This window comes from Runella sp., from assembly GCF_965279615.1.
In the GTDB taxonomy this organism is placed as follows: domain Bacteria; phylum Bacteroidota; class Bacteroidia; order Cytophagales; family Spirosomataceae; genus Runella.
Window position 1 is genome coordinate 322,417 of the sequence record NZ_OZ257252.1, and the last position, 18,223, is coordinate 340,639.

The window sequence follows — 18,223 nt, forward strand, 5'->3', positions numbered from 1 at the left end:
GCAGCTCAAGTTCTTTTCTTACCTCCTCCAACTCTCTTCCTTCCAGCCGAAACAAGATAGGCCGGAGGCCTGTAAATAGTCGTCACTCGCGGGACGCGAGCGACTGCGGAAGATTTTTAAGAGCGTAAATACTTATTAACCCAACGTACTCTCCCTCTTAATTCATGAAAAAGTTGATTAGCCTGCACCTGCTTTATTTCTTTTCGGTTTCAGTTGCCGCTTTTGCTCAAAAAAATATACCTTATAAAGCACAATGGCCCGCCGATATGCCTTGGTGGAAAAAGAATAATCTACGAGTCATTCAAACTAATCTGCCTGCCTATGAGGCCGCTACGTTAAATCCCGATTCGTTACTCAAAGACTTGGAATCCTGTTCGGCCAATACGTTGCTCATCAACGCGGGAGGTATCATGGCATTTTATCCGACTAAGCTGGATTTTCATTATACCAATCCGTACATGAAGGGAAACATGTTGGGCGATGTCATTCAGCGGTGTCATCAGCGTGGAATCAAGGTCATTGTACGTTTCGATTTCAGTCGGGTGCATGAAAGTATCTTTAAGGCGCATCCTGATTGGTGTTATGTCTCGCCTAAAGGTGAGCGTATTATCAACACCGATATGTATGTGGTGTCCATCAACGCGCCGTATGTGCAGGATCGTGCGTTTAAGATCATTGAGGAAGTGATTGATAATTATGGCATTGACGGTATTTTTCTGAACATGCCCGGCTATCAGGTCAACAATCCGTACGAGGGTAAATACCACGGAATTGACCAAAATGAATACGATAAAAAACGATTTGCCGAATACAGCAACGGCTTGGCTTTGCCCACGGAAGAGAACAAAGCCGACCCCGTCTTTCAAAAATACCTGACGTTCAAAAAGTTTACAGTGGAAGATTGGTCGAAAAGGCTGCATGAATTGGTCAAATCGAAGAGTAATCAAATCGCGATCTGTACCTACATGGATAAATATGTGGATATTATTCGCCACGAATCACAAACCAACAGCTTGCCCTATTGGCCTTATTCTGCTTCAGACAATGTAGGCAATGCTGTCAATTCCTTTCCGGACCATATCATCAGCAACAGCAGTATTCAGCAGATATCGTTTCAGTCGCGCTACAATGCGGTGGAGCCGGAAGAGGTTTCCATCCGGTTGTACGAAAACATTGCCAACGGTTCAGGGCCGGATATCAGCATGATGGGCGATATGCGCGGTTATGAAGATGAACGAAATTATGACGTGATCAAAAAAATTTACGCACATCATAAAAAATACGAGCCTTATTTTGGGAAATATACCTCTGTTGCCAAAATCGCGGTAGTAGCACCGGGAGCGTGGCCGAACGGTACACCCATGCAGGAATATCGCGGTATTCAACTGATGCTGAAAGAAGCCCACATTCCCTTTGATATTGTAGAAGATGCTCAAATAGAAAACTTGGCCGATAAAGTTAAAAACTATCGCCTCTTGATTTTGCCCGATATTACGTATTTGAGCAGCGCATCAGTGCAGGTGTTGAAAGAAGCAAGCCGGCAGGGCGTACATTTGATTGCTACCAATCAGACGATGTTCGATAATCCGGAAGCGTTGCAGGAACTGTTCGGTGCCAAGATCGTCAACAAAGACCATGAGGGGAGCGGATTTTACCTGACGCCCGATAACAATGCCCTTTTTAAGCGATTCCTGAAACAGAAAATGCTGTTCTGGAAATTCAATTTGGGGCTGTATGACCTTTCCGGAACGGATAAAAAATTTCTTCCTATTCTGACCAAAGGCCGCCCCGGTCCGCCCGAAATCATTGGCGGGCATGAGCCAACGGGGTATTTTGCCATGGGGCTGAAACAGCATTCACGCAGTAAGGCGGTGATTTTACCCATCAACTTGGGCCGCCTGTATTATCTCCACGGTTATGAAGAACATAAAAATATTTTGTTGGACGTCATTGATTCCGTTTATCCCGAAGCTACTCAACTGCTGCAAACCAATGCGCACGAACGGGTAGAAGTGATCTTAAAAGAATACGTAAAAAATATCCCTGAAAATAAAGACAAAAAAATATCCGATGGCCTGATGATGCACCTTGTCAACATCACCGGTTTCAGCGGGAATACGTATTTTGAACCGTTGCCGCTGGCTGATCTGTCGTTTAAAATTCAAACACCATTCAAGCCGTCAAAGGTATTTTCAATGGTCAGTAAACAACCGATCGCGTATTCGTGGAAAAACGGTTATCTGGAGTTTAGGTTGCGTAAATTAAATGATTTTGAGGGCATTGTTATTGACAAACCCAAATAAGGGTGATTCGTTTTGTATGACCCCGGATGGGGTCACAAGTTTATAGGAAACCGATATTTTATTATAAACATTTGACCCCGGATGGGGTCATACTTTGTATATTAAAACATGAATAATTTAAAAATAGCTACCGTTCAATTTGAAAATAAGAGCGGCGACAAAGCGTATAATCTTTCCGTGATTGAAAATCTGACCCAAAAAGCGGCGCAATCGGGTGCTAAGGTCATTGCCTTTCATGAATGCTCCATTACAGGATACACCTTTGCCAGGAATCTTTCCAAAGCACAAATGCTTGACTTGGCGGAGTTTATTCCCGATGGGCCGAGCATTGAGAAATTAAAAGAAATAGCCGAAAAATACGATGTAGCGGTTCTCGCAGGGCTTTTTGAGAAAGATGCGGATGAGCATTTGTACAAAGCGTATGTATGCGTGGACAAAAACGGATTGGTAGCGAAATACCGAAAACTGCATCCTTTTATCAATCCCTGTTTAACGCCCGGCGATCAATATTGCGTCTTTGAATTATACGGCTGGAAGTGCGGAATTTTGATCTGCTACGACAACAATGTCATTGAAAATGTGCGCGCTACCGCTTTATTGGGTGCTCAGATCATTTTCATGCCCCACGTTACCATGTGTACACCTTCGACCCGCCCCGGCGCAGGGTTTGTCGATGCTCAATTGTGGGAAAACCGCGAAGCAGATCCTACCTCATTGCGGTTGGAGTTTGACGGAATGAAAGGCCGTGACTGGCTCATGAAATGGCTACCCGCCCGCGCGTACGACAATGCCGTTTACGCGGTGTTTTCCAATCCTATCGGCATGGACGACGACCAATTGAAGAATGGTTGCTCCATGATCCTTGACCCGTTTGGTGATGTCATAGCAGAGTGCCGTACATTAGGTGATGATTTTGTAACGGCCACCTTAACACCCGAAAAATTGACGCAGGCGGGAGGTTTTCGCTACATTAAAGCCCGCCGCCCTGATCTGTATCGCGACATTATTGGGCAGTCGCATCGATCTGAGCAAAAAGTGGTGTGGTTAGAGGGCGACAATATAAAGTAAAAGTGGAGGATGGTGAACTACTTTTCTTTCAACACTAAAAAGCGGGTAAATTGTGGGTTGGCTCCTGAGTTCCTGAAATTATCGTCCGAAATAAAAACAAGTGTACGCTTACCGCTGATTTTTGGGCCCCATGTCATGCTTTCCAAATTATCGGAATTGAAACCGGGCAAGCCGTCTCTAAAATTAAAAAGCACTTTTTTTTCAGTTAAGCCCTGATGTTGCGCCGTAACTTCGTACAGAATGACGGTGTTTTTTTGGGCTTTGTCATCTTTGTCATAACACCTTTCCAACACCAAAAAAGTATTGGCTTTTTCAGGATCGATCAATAATTCGGAGATGCCGTTTTCTTCGTGGGCGCAGGATGAAATGTTGATCTTATACGAAAATTCTTTCAGCAATTTCCCTGACTTATTCCATGCTGTTAGATTGGTGAATGTGTCGCTTTGCTTTTCAGGTTGTTCTCGAATCGACCAAATAAAGTTTGCTGTTCCCAACGCCAGTGATTCAAACCCTCTGTCCGGCTTAAAATTGACTTGTATAGGTAGGTGAGTCGTTTGTGAACTTTCCGGATTGAATTGATGGAATGAAGGTGTTGATTCCTCGTCATTTTCGGTGACGATGTACAATTGCTGCTCATTTTTAGAATACCGAACAGATTCCGCCGAAATAAGGGGTAAGGCGCGCGCTTGGCAGGTTTTCCAATCAGGAAACCCGCTATTATTACTGCCGCAACTGTACAGATAACTGTTATGGCGTGGCGTAACCTTGGAATAGCCATCCGTAATCAAAAACCATCTTCCTTTTGTTGGGGCATTCAGCGCGTCAGAAACGTACTCAATTCCGGAAAAACCACCAAAAATGCTGTCGCTTTTTATATTTTCATCTTTAAACAGCGCATCTTTTCGTAAGTCCGGGATGGATTCGGCAGGTTCGTATTGCCAAGTGGAAGCGAGGTCATTTTCGTTTTTAGCGGGCCTTGAAGTTCTTGTACAACCTGCCGAATAAAACAGCAAAAACAAAAAACAAGTTGAAACCGGTTGCTCAATTATTGATCTCAGATTGCCCATTTTTTGCTTTTGTTAGAGTTGTATTCAAAACACTAAGTATTCGTAGGCATTTATTTTAATTATCACGCAAAGTCGCTAAGGTATTCATCATCATGTATTTACCTCTTTGCCGCAGTGGCGGATCGCCACTCTGCGGCTTTGCGTGAATCATTTAATTATCGTAACTTCCATTGCTGGGTTGCGGCGCTCCACCAACGTGCCCAGCGGTGCGCAAAATACCCCGTAAACGGAAGGCTGAGAGCATATAAACCGGCCGTTTTGAAATCAGTAAATCCCCAAACGATTCCCCACTGGATCAACCACACGAACGGGAAGGTGACCAAAGCAAAAAGGACAATCCGGATGGCGCTGGAAAACTGCTTGTCTTTGAGCTTTTTGGTGACCGAGAAAGGAATGGAATACGGAATGACGCTATTGAGCCAACCGTAGAGCGCGATGGGAGAGGTGAGAATTAAGCCTATTGTTTTTAAGCTCAATTCAAAAAATGACAATTTCGGTTGCCCATAAATCTCAGCTTCAATGCCTTGTTGCGCTAATTCTTTGCTCTTCTTTTCGGTTTCTTCCATGAGCGTGGTATACTCATCGGTATTGTTCAGGCGTAATTTCTCCAATTCGGTTGCTTTTTTACGAACATTGGTAATAAGGTCGCCCTCTTTTCGAATCTCGGTGTCGGTCAGCCATTTGAGTGTATCGTGGTGGGGCAGGTCGTCGAAGTGGAGCATCAGGTTTTTGATCTCGTCCGCCATTCGTCGCGTGATCTGGGTCAGCGTTCGCGGTTGATTTTGCTCATAAGCTGCTTGAAAATCGCTCACTTTAAACGGCTCACCAAAATTGAGAACCAGTTTCTCACCCATTTTCTGGCAATGTGTATAGTACAGACCACAGGGTAAAACTTGCAGGCCAATGTTCCAATCGTGCTCAGTTTCGGCCTTGAACGCAATGCGCGCCAAGCCTTTTTTGAACGGACGTAAATGATATTGCACGCCGTGGTTTCCTTCCGGAAATGCCGCCAGTGTTCCGCCGCTGCTTAGGATATCAACACAGGTTTGAAAAATCTCATCGTTTTGCTGCATTTCATCCATGCCGTCGCGCAGGCGATAAACGGGCAGCATTTTCAAAGACATGAGCAATTTTCGGACAAAGTCTTTCTTGAAAATATCGGCGCGGGTTAAAAAATACGGTTGCCGACTTCCCACGTTCAGCACCACCGCCAATGCATCCATCAACGTGTTTTGGTGATTGGTGACGATCAGAAGGGGAGTGGTTGGGGATATATTTTTGGGGAAATTCTTTATTTCTACAGAACGATAAAATATTCGATTGTGCCAAAAACGAACGTAAGCGCGAAGGATAGAATAAAATAAGCTATTGTGGGACATTGTGATGAAGGCAAATTTACGATTTATGGTTTGCAATTTTTGAGTTTGGAGTAATGTATTCTACTATGTTGCGGCGTTGCCAATAAAAAGCCAGAGAAGTGCCTGAGACAATGTGCCAGATGCTCCACCAACCCGCCACAATGGCCATACCGCCCAATGGTAGATCGGCAGGAAAAACGGCGGGATTAAAAAGCAAAGCAAGGCCCAGGCCTGAGTTATGGATGCCGGTTTCGATGCTCAATGTACGGCGATTGGTTTCCGACAAACCAAATACACTCGCGGTTAGATAACCCAAACCCAACGCAATGCCGTTGTGGATCAGCACCAACAGAAAAACATACGTAATGTGATGGACAAAAATGTCGAAATTCTTGGTAAAAGCCACCACCACCAAAACGCAGAAAAACACCAATGAGGCCCAGCGTAAAGGTTTAATCAGTTGCTCGGCTATACGCGGTAAATAAATGGAACAAAGCATTCCGAGTGCCATCGGTAAGCCTAAGATCATCATGACGGATTTGAGTAATTCGTGCCAATCCAATTCGATTGGCCGCACTAAGGAATTGGCCTGAGCATACATATTGCCCCAAAACGTGAAGTTAAAAGGCGTCATGATCACGGCCAATATCGTGCTGATGGCGGTCAGGCTTACGGCAAGCGCCACGTTTCCTTTGGCAAAAGAAGTAATGAAATTTGAAATATTCCCACCGGGACAGGCGGCTACCAGAATCATTCCCAAGGCTACTCCGGTAGTAATAGTATCGCCCAAAGCCATTACTAATCCAAATGTTGCGGCGGGCAACAGTACTGCCTGACTCAACACACCCGCAATGAGTTGTCGGGGATTTTGAATGAGACTTTTGAAATGGTCAGGTTTGATGTCGAGCGCAACGCCAAACATAATAAGTGCCAAGGCAACATTGATAACGGCCGAACTTTCGGCGGAGAAATCAAGACGAATGTAATCCAACGCCGCTAAAGATTCTTTCATAAAAGGTCAGGTTGTCAGAGGTCAATTTTCGGCAAAGATAAACGGTATTTTACCGCAATTAATCGAACAATAATAATCAATAATACGCATCCAATCGCATTCCATTCGGTATGAATGCCGTAGTGGTCCAACAAAACAAATACAACGGCACCCGCCATACAGGCCGTCGCGTAGATTTCTTTTTGAAAAATCAGCGGGATCTCATTGATGAGTGTATCCCGAATGACACCGCCAAATACCGCTGAGATCATCCCCAAAATAATTGCTGCAAAGGGATTCACCCCGTGTTGTAATGATTTCTGAACACCCAAAATCGTATAAACCCCAATACCAATGGTATCCAACAAAAAAATGACCTTATGCAGACGAAAGATAATGCGTTTGAACAGCACAGTGATAATAACCCCGGCAGTAATAAAGATCAGGTAATTCATGTCTTTCACCCACGCCAGTGGATACACGCCAAGTGTGACATCGCGAAGCGTACCGCCGCCGATGGCCGAAATGAATCCTGTGAAAAAAACGCCGAACAGGTCTTGGTACATTTTCTTACCGGAAGCCGCCAAAGCGCCCGATATGGCAAATACCAAAACGCCGATCATATCAATAAAATAAGGCAGCGACATAATGAGTGATAAAACGATCTGCAAAATAAAGAGAATCGTAGATGGGAAACCAATTTTTGCCTTTCATCAACTTTTTTTTACTCTTCATGCAACCTTTAGGGGGTTGTTTACATCTTATCATTGAAATTAGCAGCATGAAAACAAAGTGAATGACGTAGAACAGGCAGTAGAGATCGGTTAGCTTCAAATCGCATATACGTCCGAAATAGCTGATTTTACTGCCTGTTCTTACTTCAAATCCCCCGGCAGACGTCAAAAACCGTTCGTCCAAAAAAACAAACCGCTTATGTAAAAAAAGGTAGCTTGCATTGCAAAGTACCATACTTTTGAAGCAGTAATTAAAACAGCCATTTTAACTAACAGCCATGAAAACTTTTACGAGTTTGGTTGCAGCCATGTTGCTGCTGTCTACTGCTTTATTTGCCCAAAGCCCTGTTCGGGGAAAAGTGTCGGGAGAAATCCGTGAGAAAAGCGGAAAACCGCTTCCCTTTGCTACCGTTCTTTTATTGAAAGCAAAAGATTCTACGCTTGTCAAAGGCGCCATTACGAGCGAAACCGGGTATTACGAAGTTGAAAATGTGGCTGAGGGGCGTTACCTGATCGCCGCCAACATGATCGGATACCAAAAAACATATTCTTCTCCTTTTGACATTTCGGCTACTGCGGCTATTGTGCAGGTTCCGGTAATTCAGGTCAATGAAAGTACCCAGACATTGCAGGAAGTAAAAGTAATTGCCAAGAAACCATTCGTTGAACAACAAATAGACCGCATGGTGGTCAATGTTGAAAACAGCATTGTATCAGCCGGCGGAACGGCGTTGGAAGTGTTGGAAAAAGCACCGGGCGTGACAATTGACCGTCAGAACGATCGCCTTCAATTAAAAGGCCGCCAAGGAGTAATGGTGATGATCGACGGCAAATTGCAGCAAATTTCAATGCAGGACCTGATGAATATGCTTCAAAGCATGCCCAGCGACAACGTTGAAAAAATTGAATTGATCACCAATCCCCCCGCCAAATACGACGCTGCCGGAAATACCGGACTCATCAATATAGTACTGAAGAAAAACAAAAACTTCGGTACCAACGGGAATTATACGCTTGGTGCCGGAGTGGGCGTATACGAAAAATTGAACGCTTCGCTTGGTTTGAACCACCGCAATGCTAAAATTAATTCTTTCGGTAATGTAAGCCTTTTCCACGCTCGTTTCAAAAATACCCAGAGCATCGACCGCACCATTGCGTATAAAGATCAGATCACGTATTTGGATCAAAACAGTCCACGCGTTGGAAATCCGCAAAACCTAAGTTTTCGGGCGGGACTGGACTTTTTTGTGAGTAAGAAAACGACCATTGGCGTATTAGCTTCCGGATTTTTGAACCAATTCAAAATGAACGGGATTTCAAGTACTGACTTTTTGGACAAAAACCTTGCCCTCACCGGCCGTTTTGCCACGGATGCTTACAATTACAACAAATTAAATAACTACACGGGAAATCTGAACCTGAAACATGATTTCGGTAAAGGCCGCGAATTAAGCGCCGATGCGGATTATTCATACTTCGACGGCAATTCAGGCAATGACCTTAATACGATTTATTACGACCCGAAAGACGCCATTACAAACAAAGACATTGTGCGGAACGTGATGCCTTCGACCATCGGCATTGCGGCGGCGAAAGTAGATTACATTCAACCGCTCAAAAAAGGAAAATTTGAAGCAGGAGCCAAGAGCAGTATCGTTAATTCGGACAACGATATGCGTTTTGAAACCCAAATTGACAATCAATGGATACTGGACCCATCGCGCTCTAACCGTTTCAAATACAAAGAAAATATCAACGCCGCTTACACCAATTTCAGCACAAAACTTGACAAAAGAACGCAGTTGCAATTGGGAGTTCGCGTAGAGCATACGCACTCGCAGGGAAATTCAGTGACGCTGAACAGCATTGTAGATCGCAATTATGTCAATCTTTTCCCAAGCGTATTTGTGTCTCGCCAATTGGATACCAACAACGTGTTGAACGTGTCGTACAGCCGCCGTATCGACCGCCCGAATTACCGCAATTTGAATCCGTTCCAGTTCTTTTTAGATCCGTTGACGTTCCAACAGGGAAATCCAAATTTGCGACCGCAGTTTACCAACTCATTTCAGGTAACGCACGTATTTAAAGGGATGTTCTCTACAACGTTGGGTTACAGCCGCATCAACGACGTGATTGCCGACCAGATTCCGAAGCAGATCCCTGCCGAGAACAAAACGTACGTAACTACGGAGAACCTTGACCATCAGGATAGTTATAACGTAACATTCAGCATTCCGGTGACCATCAAAAAATGGTGGACGATGCAAAACAACGTCAGTGCGTTTTACAATCGCTATCGTTCGTTCTACTACGGTGCTGACTTGGATCTGGGTCAATTCGGAGCAACGGTTTTCGTAACAAACAATTTCACGTTGCCAAAAGGCTATACAGCGGAGTTAGGTGGTTTTTGGAACTCACCTACGCAATACAATATCATGGCGGTCAAAGCGCAGGGACAGATCAACGCCGGTTTAGCGAAATCGCTTTGGAATCGGAAAGCGTCGATTCGGGTGAACATTCAGGATATTTTCTTTATGAATCGCTTTGCCGGAACGGTCAAATACCAGGATTTGAATTTTACCGTCAATTCACGTTGGGAGAGCCGTCAGGTGCGTGTGTCATTTACGTATCGTTTTGGCAATCAAAATGTTAAAGCTGCCCGCCAACGCAGCACGAGTACCGAAGACCTGCGCAATCGTGCCAATGCAGGTCAGTAGGAATTAGATTATAATTAAAAAGCTGTCATGGATGTAACTTTTTTCTCATTAGAGAGTATCAACATTCAGGAAACACATAAGATTTTAGTTTAGGTTAAGAAAACGTCGGAAAGCTGCCCTTCACTTGAGGGGCAGCTTTTTCTTTGTGTACTGAAAATTAATAATTCATTAAACTGTATATGAACAACCAAAGAAAAGGAGTTGGACAATCTTTAAAGATTGACTCATTCTTTACCCGTAACATATATTATGAAGTATTTAGCACTCAGCTTTTGTTTGCTGTATCATCTTTGTCTGAAAGCGCAATTGGTAGATAAAATTACCAAATTACGCCCTGATACTCCCTGGAAGCTAATGACTTCCGTTCGACTTCAGTTTCCGAGTTTTCATCCGCAGGGCATGGTAAAGATCGGTGATTCCTTTTTCATGAGTTCCGTGGAAGTGACACGTAAACGACAGATAAATGATGGAGGAGAGGGCATAGGCCATCTTTTCAAGTTTGACACGACAGGCAGATTGATCGCTCAAATTTCATTGGGCGAAGGGTTAATGTATCATCCGGGCGGCATTGATTTTGATGGTACTTTTATTTGGGTGCCGGTGGCCGAATACCGTCCCAACAGCCGGTCGATCATTTATAAAGTAGACCCAAAAACAATGAAGGCTGTTGAGGTAATGCGGTACGACGAGCACATCGGAGGCATTGTGCACAATACCGAAGCCAATACGCTGAATGGTGTAAGTTGGGGTTCCCGAAATTTTTACCAATGGGAACTGAACGCACTGGGAAGGGTGATCAATGCGGATACTCCTCCCGGAAAACTGCGGGTCAATAATCCCTCTTTTTACGTTGATTATCAGGATTGCCACTATCTGGGGCAACACAAAATGCTTTGTGGAGGGCTTCGCAAATACAGACCCTCCTCAGAAGGAGCAACTTTTGCATTAGGAGGGCTGGAAGTGGTTGATCTAAAGGATAATCGTCCTGTGCTTCAAATCCCTTTACTGCTTTGGTCACCTACCGGTGCGCCCATGACCAACAATCCTTTTTGGCTTGAAACGACCGCAGCAGGGTTACGGGGTTATTTTGTGCCGGATGATGATGATGCGTCAACATTATTTGTCTATCAGGCAGTTTTTCAATAGACAGGATTTCAGGATTTACAGGTTTTTTTAATCACCCTGTAAATCCTGAAATCCTGTCACCGATAGTGTAAAAATAGATTTTCGGAAGAGAAGAAAAACAGTCAGCATAATCAGCGTCCAAACAGTGATAAGGACAGGAGTTCCCATCAACCAATAATTGCTCAATACGCCGTGTTTTAACAAACTGTTCATTCCTCCCAACAGAACAAGATGAACCAGTAAAACCGGCAGCAGAAAGAATAAGATAAAGTACAAAGCGCGGTTTTTATTTTTTACAATACTATAGGCGCGATATAATGGGAAGAAGGTAATGATGAAAATGCCGATGAACCCGATTACTTGTGCCAGCCCATGATTGTGAAGCAGCCGAGTCAGCGCCCAAACTTCATCCCCTCCTCCGGTTAGCGGTTGAAAGAGCCGGGCAAAAGGCATATTGGCAAAAATCAGCGCGTATCCAAATGACTTTTGTTGTTCAGATTTGGTTTTCTTTAAATAAAAAGCACCTATCCAAAGCATTCCGAAGGTAAACAAAGGCCCCGCAAACGTGGCGAACAGTGCATAAGGAGAAGCACATTCTTCGCATAAACCCCACACATTAAAATCTCGAGCACCCCAACAACCGCATAGGAGCCTGCCAACGGTTATATGAACGATCTCATGTGCCTCGCTCATGACAAATAGTAACGCAACAAAAGCAATTGAAAATTTGACGGTTAGATGTATGTTCATATCCTCAAAAAGATTATTCTCAAAATTAACCTATACACCAATTATACCCCTATAAATAGAAATGAGCCGTAGGTAAGTTGAGGGTAAAGCGTTGATAATAGTAATCAAGGGATTATCAATGGTTTGGTAAATAAAGCAGAGAAAGTAGAATGTGCTGTTTTGTACTTTGATAATAAGTTGTTGTTCTACCCAAAACGTTTCCTTTCTCATGAATAAAAATGCCTTCAAGTCGTTTGTTTTTGCCTTAGCAATCGCTGCCGTTGGACTTGTTTCGCCCGTGATCGCCCAAGTAGGTGTAGGTGTCAAAGCGCCCGCTAAAGCCGAAGTCTATTTTGACGGTTCGCGCAAGATGCTCGACGAAAAATGGACTTATTGGGATGGCCCGCGTTTGTCGGCTACACTTCCAATTAAATGGTTTATTGTCAATGATCCTGTGGATAAAGGAACGGCAGTCAATACCAATGATCCGGCAGCGGCGGGTGGCAAATACGGCTCAGCCGACATCGTGACCAATGATAAATTCAAAGATTTTCGTTTGCACGTAGAGTTTTATATTTCTAAAAAAGGCGGCAATAGCGGCGTTTATCTCCAAAATCGCTACGAAATTCAGGTGCTCGACGGTGATACTACGTCGCACGGAATGGCGGCGGTTATCAACGAATCACCTTCGCCGTATTATGCTTACAATGGCGTGGGCAAATGGAACGCGTATGATATTATGTTCCGTGCTGCGCGTTTTAAAGATGGAAAACTTGTCGAAAAACCGATGGTAACGATGTATTTCAACGGCAAAAAAGTACACAAGAACCAAAAGATCAGCCAAGTTTGGGGCGGGCCAAATTCAGGCATCGACGGCGGCAATGATGGAGGAAAAGGCATCACAGATACGCCCGGTGGGTTAAAACTCCAAGCCGAAGGCCATGATGTGCTTTATCGCAATATTTGGATTCAAAAGATGGATATTAAAGAGGCAAATACCGATTTTTAATCATTTGTAAGTTAAGACTTGGAAAGTTTCAAAAACTTTCCAAGTCTTATTTTTTTAGGCCTTATCAGCTTTATTTTTTCTTCTCTTAAAGATTTTTTCTACTTCTACCGCCCAAAACGTAAGGCTTGAAACCCCGATGGCCACGGCCAACTCCTGCCACGTAAGCGGCTGAGTATGAAAGAAATTGTTCATAAAAGGCACATAGATAACCGACATTTGTAAGGCAACGGTTAACACTACTGCTCCCAGTAGCGTTTTATTGCTCAGTAATCCCTGACTAAACAACGATTCTCTGTGGCTGCGAATGGCCATTACGTACCAAAGCTGACTCATGCACAATACCGTAAATACGATTGTCTGCCAGTGTTTATCTCCCGATTTCAGCTCAAACCATTGCGTGCTTACGGTCAATATTCCCGTCAATAGTCCTACCCAGATGATATGAAGTCCTAAGCCATTGGCAAAAATGCTTTCTTTCGGATCACGCGGCGGATTATTCATAATTCCTTTTTCGGCAGGTTCAGCGGCAAGTGCCAACGCCGGTAAACCATCGGTGATCAGATTGATCCATAAAATATGAACGGGAAGCAACGGGATCGGTAACCCGATCAGGGGTGCCAGAAAAATGCTCCAAATTTCGGCGGCATTTCCTGTCATGATGTACTTGATAAATTTTGTGATATTGTCGTAAATACGTCTGCCTTCGCGAACGGCTTTGATGATGGTGGCAAAGTTATCATCCAACAATATCATGTGGGCGGCTTCTTTGGTCACATCCGTGCCCGTGATTCCCATCGCTACGCCGATGTTGGCGCGTTTGAGCGAAGGTGCGTCGTTGACGCCGTCGCCCGTCATGGAAACAAACTGACCGCGTTTTTGTAAAGCTTTGACAATGTTCAGTTTTTGTTCGGGCGAGACGCGGGCGTAGACTCGGATATTGAGCACTTCTTTGGCAAATGTCTTTGCATCCATCGCTTCCAAGTCTTTGCCCGTCACTACTTTTTGTTGGTCATTGTCCAAAATACCGATTTCTCGGGCAATGTTGGCCGCCGTCAGTGGGTGATCGCCGGTGATCATTACGGGCACGATTCCTGCCGATTTGCATTCCTGAATGGCTTTTTTCGCTTCTTCTCTTGGCGGGTCGATGAGTCCGGCAAGGCCCAAAAACTCCAGGTCTTTTTCGATAGCTTCAATGGTGATCTCAGCGGGTAGTCTATCTAAAATTTTAGTCGCAAATCCTAATACACGCATTCCTCCCGCTGCCATTCGTTCTTCCTGCTCCTGTACAGGCGCATCATCGCCGACGCTGATTTTTGCGATGGCCTCGGCGGCTCCTTTGGTGATGACCAAAAACTTTCCATCCAATTCATGAATGGTCGTCATGGCCTTGCGATCCGAGTCAAACGGCAATTCATGCACGCGTTTGTTTTGCTTTTTCCATTGTTTGTCGAAGGCTTCCTGCGTTTGAGAATACTCCAACATGGCGATTTCGGTCGGGTCACCGGTCAGTTTTTTATCCTGTTTTTTAACATCCTGATTCAAGGCCATTGCTTGCAGCAAACGCGTTTGATCTCCTTCTTTAGACTGCCAAAGCTCTTTGACTTCCATTTTGTTTTTCGTCAATGTTCCTGTTTTATCAGTACAGATGTACGTAACAGACCCGAGCGTTTCTACAGCATATAACTTTCTGACAAGCGCATTGCGCTTAGCTAATCGACTTGCGCCCAAGGCCAGTGAAACCGTAATGACGGCAGGTAAAGCTTCAGGAATGGCTGCTACGGCCAACGAAATAGCGGTAAGCAGCAGATTCCCTATTTCTTCTCCACGCAGATAACCTGCCAGAAATAAGGCCGCACAAAGAATCAAGATAATGATCGTCAATCGTCGGCCAAATTCGGCCATACGTTTTTGGAGAGGTGTTTCGCTGCCTTCTTCCTGCAACATCCCCGCAATTTTTCCTAATTCAGTTTCCATTCCCGTAGCTACCACTACTCCCTTTGCACGCCCGTTGGTCACGTTAGTACCGCTGAATGCCATGTTTGTGCGGTCGCCCAACGGCATGGATTCGTCCTGAAGTTGGTCAGTTGTTTTGTCTACGGGTTGGGATTCCCCCGTCAGGCCTGCTTCTTCAATTTTCAATGAATGAACTTCCATCAATCGCAGATCGGCGGGGACGGTGGCACCGGCTTCTAACAAAACCACATCTCCTTTCACCAATTCGGGCGAAGGAACATCGACTGGTTGTCCATCGCGTAACACTTTTGAAGTGGGTACTGCCAATTTCCCTAAAGCTTCCATGGCTTTTTCGGCGCGGTACTCCTGCACGAAACCAATGATCGCGTTCAATACAATAATGATCAGAATTACATAGGTATCAGACACATCTCCCACAATGCCCGACACAATGGCGGCCACAATGAGGACGAGAATCATAACATTCAGAAATTGTTGGAGAAAAAGAAAAATGGGGGATTTTTTCTTTTTGGCGGTTAATTCATTGCGGCCTTCGCTTTGATGTCTTTGCTGTGCCGCTGAGGTAGTTAGGCCCGTTGGAGAGGTGTTGAACTGTTTTAATGCGTCTTCGGTGGAGAGTAAATGCCAATGTTGTTTCATAGTTTATGAGATCAATGTATGGGTGTGGACAAAATAAGTATGCCATCTGTGCGGAATAAAAGGGGATTTTTGAAATTTTCAACAATATACTGACTGTGTTCTCGTGGATTTGAGAAACCACAACATTCGGGTTTGAGAACCCGAATGCACGGTATATTGTGCTGTCGGGTTCTCAAACCCGACGCTTGGGATTCTCAAATCCCAAAGAAGGTACGCTGTACTCAACGTTGAAAAATGAAGGTACTTCCCCTGAAATTTGCTAAATTTACGGCCTTAAAATCACTTCCAGCCATTTTATGCTTCGAATTTTACCGTTTTTTTTTGTTTGCTTTGCCCTTTGTTCTTTTGCGCAGGATGCCGAAATCTTTAAGCCTGACTCCGTTAAAAAGGAGATCGAAGCAGTGCAGATAACTTCTTCTTTGCGTATCGACGGCGTTATGAATGATGCTGAGTGGAAGTTAGCTAAACCTTCAAGTCGCTTTACACAGATTGAACCTTTTCAGGGCAAAAGCCCCAATCATGCCACAGAAGTAAGCGTGCTTTATAACCGCCACTATTTATATGTCGGCGTTTTTTCGCGCGATTCATTGGGTAAAAAAGCCATTCGGGCCACCGATTTTAAGCGCGATTTCAACTCTCGTCAGCATGATCTTATGGGTTTGGTCTTTGACGGGTTTAACGATAAACGTAATGCTATGTCGTTGATTACCAATCCTTACGGTGTACAACGCGACTTGCTTTCTTTTGACGACCTGTATTACGACATTGACTGGGATGGACTTTGGCGCGTGCGTACCTCGCGTTCTGATTCGGGTTGGGTAGCGGAGATTGCTATTCCGTGGCAGACATTGCGGTATCCCAAAACGGATGCCCCTTTTCAGAATTGGGGTTTTAACGTGTACCGAAATCGCCGTTTAACCAATGAGCAAACCGCTTTTTCGCCCTATCCACGCTCTTTTACGGCCATGCGGATGGATTATGCGGGCGTGTTAAAAAACCTGCAACCGCCGCCGCCTAAGCCTAATATCAGAATACTTCCTTACTTTTTAACGGCCTATGATCGTTTCAAAAATTATGACCCGAGCGTAAAACCCGAGGATACTAAATTTAAAATAGGGGGAGAACTTAAATGGGCGATCAACCCCAACGCGGTGCTGGACCTGACGACCAATACCGATTTTGCGCAGGCCGATGCCGACCGTCAGGTAAACAATGTGACGCGATTCTCTGTGTTTTTCCCCGAACGTCGCCCGTTCTTTTTGGAAAATGCGTCGTTGTTTGGTGTAGGAGTGGGGCCAAATGAAGATTTATCGGGTGGAACAATGCGCGTGCAGCCTTTTTTCAGTCGCAGAATCGGGTTGGATGATAGCGGAAATCCGATTCCCATCGACTTTGGCGGACGATTTGTGTATCGGTCGTTGAAGCGGAATTATGGTGCCATTGTAATGCGGCAACGTGGCGTGGGAGATACGCCCGCCACTAACTTTTTTGTGGGACGTTTCTCGGAAAATTTTGGCAAACAAAGCCGTATCGGAGGCCTTGTTACCATTAAAAATCGCCCCGACGGCACCAACATTACGAGTACGCTTGACGGATTCTTTCGGTTAAGTGCCTCGCATTCACTTAATACAATGGTGGTTCATTCCGCTTCTACCGGCACGGGAAAGCAAGGTTTTTCGGGCTTTGCTCAATATTATTTCACCACCAACCAATTGAAAATATGGTGGACGCAATCCATTGTAACCAAAGACTTTAATCCTGAAATGGGCTTTGTTTCGCGTACCGATGTGATCGGAACAACGCCCGGTATCTTTTTCTATAACCGTGGCAAATGGCTTCCCAAAAAGTTCATCCGCGCCTTTGAGCCGGGCATCATGACGGAGTTTTATCATCAGGCTTCAACGGGGAAACTCATTGAACGTCAGTTGAATCTCAATCCTGTTTGGTTCAATTTTCAAAACGGTGGTTTTCTGGGTTATTTAATTAACCCAACTTTTCAGCGACTCACCGAACCTTTTGAGCCGTTGGGAATCACCATTCGGGAAGGAGATTACAACTATGTAAGACACCAGATCTACGCAAGTACTGACCCGTCGCAAGTATTAAATTTTACAATGGATTATAACTGGGGAACGTATTTCGACGGAAAACTGAACGCCGTGGATGCCAAGCTGCAATTTGCACCGCTGCCGCATCTTTCAATGACCGGACGTTTTAACCGAAATCATTTTACTAACGTAGGAGAGGCCCGCACCACCACAAATGTGGATCTATACAGCTTGGAAGGACGTTTTGCACTTAATCCGCGTGTTCAATTGATCGGGTTTTACCAGAAAAATGCCGGCACTAAATCCCAGAACTATAATGTTCGTCTTTCGTGGGAATACCGTCCGTTGTCGTACATTTATGTGGTATTCAATCATCGCGGTTTTGACATGGTTCAACTGAAAAAACAAACCGAAGACCATGTTATTGCCAAAATAAGTTATTTGAAGCAGTTTTAAGC

The 18,223-nt window shown here is 44.6% G+C and carries 12 protein-coding genes; 6 read left to right on the forward strand and 6 right to left on the reverse strand.

Features of this window, described 5'->3' with window-relative positions; translation table 11 throughout:
- Positions 1–164: 164 nt before the first annotated feature.
- Positions 165–2,303 (forward strand): alpha-amylase family protein, encoded by a 2,139-nt coding sequence (locus ACQY73_RS01420; protein ID WP_428660430.1) that lies wholly within the window; start codon positions 165–167, stop codon positions 2,301–2,303.
- Positions 2,304–2,411: 108 nt separating this feature from the next.
- Positions 2,412–3,371, forward strand: coding sequence for a nitrilase family protein (locus tag ACQY73_RS01425; RefSeq protein ID WP_428660433.1), 960 nt, complete (start codon positions 2,412–2,414; stop codon positions 3,369–3,371).
- 17 nt (positions 3,372–3,388) lie between these two features.
- On the opposite strand, the gene ACQY73_RS01430 is transcribed toward ACQY73_RS01425, so the two are convergent.
- The 4 genes from ACQY73_RS01430 to ACQY73_RS01445 form a co-directional block, all read right to left on the reverse strand.
- Entirely contained in the window at positions 3,389–4,438 is a 1,050-nt protein-coding gene (locus ACQY73_RS01430) for an esterase-like activity of phytase family protein (RefSeq protein ID WP_428660436.1), read from the reverse strand.
- 155 nt (positions 4,439–4,593) lie between these two features.
- The gene (locus tag ACQY73_RS01435) at positions 4,594–5,817 is read right to left on the reverse strand and encodes a 1-acyl-sn-glycerol-3-phosphate acyltransferase (RefSeq protein ID WP_428660439.1); all 1,224 of its coding nucleotides are present in this window, start codon (positions 5,815–5,817) and stop codon (positions 4,594–4,596) included.
- A 16-nt stretch (positions 5,818–5,833) separates the two neighbouring features.
- Positions 5,834–6,808, reverse strand: a complete 975-nt coding sequence (locus ACQY73_RS01440; protein ID WP_428660442.1) for a bile acid:sodium symporter family protein — start codon at positions 6,806–6,808, stop codon at positions 5,834–5,836.
- A 14-nt stretch (positions 6,809–6,822) separates the two neighbouring features.
- A complete protein-coding gene (locus ACQY73_RS01445) occupies positions 6,823–7,434 on the reverse strand; it encodes a trimeric intracellular cation channel family protein (protein ID WP_428660444.1) in 612 nt (203 codons plus the stop codon).
- 365 nt (positions 7,435–7,799) lie between these two features.
- On the opposite strand from ACQY73_RS01445, the gene ACQY73_RS01450 reads away from it, so the two are divergent.
- Positions 7,800–10,241 carry a TonB-dependent receptor domain-containing protein gene (locus ACQY73_RS01450; protein ID WP_428660447.1) on the forward strand — a complete coding sequence of 814 codons (2,442 nt, stop codon included), beginning with the start codon at positions 7,800–7,802 and terminating at the stop codon, positions 10,239–10,241.
- A 249-nt stretch (positions 10,242–10,490) separates the two neighbouring features.
- Complete coding sequence (locus tag ACQY73_RS01455; RefSeq protein ID WP_428660449.1) at positions 10,491–11,387, forward strand: DUF6454 family protein; 897 nt, start codon at positions 10,491–10,493, stop codon at positions 11,385–11,387.
- 27 nt (positions 11,388–11,414) lie between these two features.
- Here the strand turns inward: ACQY73_RS01455 and ACQY73_RS01460 are convergent, their stop codons facing one another.
- Positions 11,415–12,116 carry a hypothetical protein gene (locus tag ACQY73_RS01460; protein WP_428660452.1) on the reverse strand — a complete coding sequence of 234 codons (702 nt, stop codon included), beginning with the start codon at positions 12,114–12,116 and terminating at the stop codon, positions 11,415–11,417.
- Between the two features lie 208 nt (positions 12,117–12,324).
- Here ACQY73_RS01460 and ACQY73_RS01465 point away from each other — a divergent pair, with 208 nt between their 5' ends.
- Complete coding sequence (locus ACQY73_RS01465; RefSeq protein WP_428660455.1) at positions 12,325–13,104, forward strand: 3-keto-disaccharide hydrolase; 780 nt, start codon at positions 12,325–12,327, stop codon at positions 13,102–13,104.
- A gap of 54 nt (positions 13,105–13,158) precedes the next feature.
- On the opposite strand, the gene ACQY73_RS01470 is transcribed toward ACQY73_RS01465, so the two are convergent.
- Positions 13,159–15,717, reverse strand: a complete 2,559-nt coding sequence (locus ACQY73_RS01470; RefSeq protein WP_428660458.1) for a cation-translocating P-type ATPase — start codon at positions 15,715–15,717, stop codon at positions 13,159–13,161.
- A gap of 296 nt (positions 15,718–16,013) precedes the next feature.
- Here ACQY73_RS01470 and ACQY73_RS01475 point away from each other — a divergent pair, with 296 nt between their 5' ends.
- On the forward strand, positions 16,014–18,221 hold the full coding sequence (locus ACQY73_RS01475; RefSeq protein ID WP_428660462.1) for a DUF5916 domain-containing protein: 2,208 nt from the start codon (positions 16,014–16,016) through the stop codon (positions 18,219–18,221).
- Positions 18,222–18,223: the final 2 nt, after the last annotated feature.

Coding starts and splice junctions, on each gene's coding strand:
- ACQY73_RS01420 (WP_428660430.1), top strand. CDS start 165: ATGAAAAAGTTGATTAGCCTGCACCTGCTTTATTTCTTTTCGGTTTCA.
- ACQY73_RS01425 (WP_428660433.1), top strand. CDS start 2,412: ATGAATAATTTAAAAATAGCTACCGTTCAATTTGAAAATAAGAGCGGC.
- ACQY73_RS01430 (WP_428660436.1), bottom strand. CDS start 4,438: ATGGGCAATCTGAGATCAATAATTGAGCAACCGGTTTCAACTTGTTTT.
- ACQY73_RS01435 (WP_428660439.1), bottom strand. CDS start 5,817: ATGTCCCACAATAGCTTATTTTATTCTATCCTTCGCGCTTACGTTCGT.
- ACQY73_RS01440 (WP_428660442.1), bottom strand. CDS start 6,808: ATGAAAGAATCTTTAGCGGCGTTGGATTACATTCGTCTTGATTTCTCC.
- ACQY73_RS01445 (WP_428660444.1), bottom strand. CDS start 7,434: ATGTCGCTGCCTTATTTTATTGATATGATCGGCGTTTTGGTATTTGCC.
- ACQY73_RS01450 (WP_428660447.1), top strand. CDS start 7,800: ATGAAAACTTTTACGAGTTTGGTTGCAGCCATGTTGCTGCTGTCTACT.
- ACQY73_RS01455 (WP_428660449.1), top strand. CDS start 10,491: ATGAAGTATTTAGCACTCAGCTTTTGTTTGCTGTATCATCTTTGTCTG.
- ACQY73_RS01460 (WP_428660452.1), bottom strand. CDS start 12,116: ATGAACATACATCTAACCGTCAAATTTTCAATTGCTTTTGTTGCGTTA.
- ACQY73_RS01465 (WP_428660455.1), top strand. CDS start 12,325: ATGAATAAAAATGCCTTCAAGTCGTTTGTTTTTGCCTTAGCAATCGCT.
- ACQY73_RS01470 (WP_428660458.1), bottom strand. CDS start 15,717: ATGAAACAACATTGGCATTTACTCTCCACCGAAGACGCATTAAAACAG.
- ACQY73_RS01475 (WP_428660462.1), top strand. CDS start 16,014: ATGCTTCGAATTTTACCGTTTTTTTTTGTTTGCTTTGCCCTTTGTTCT.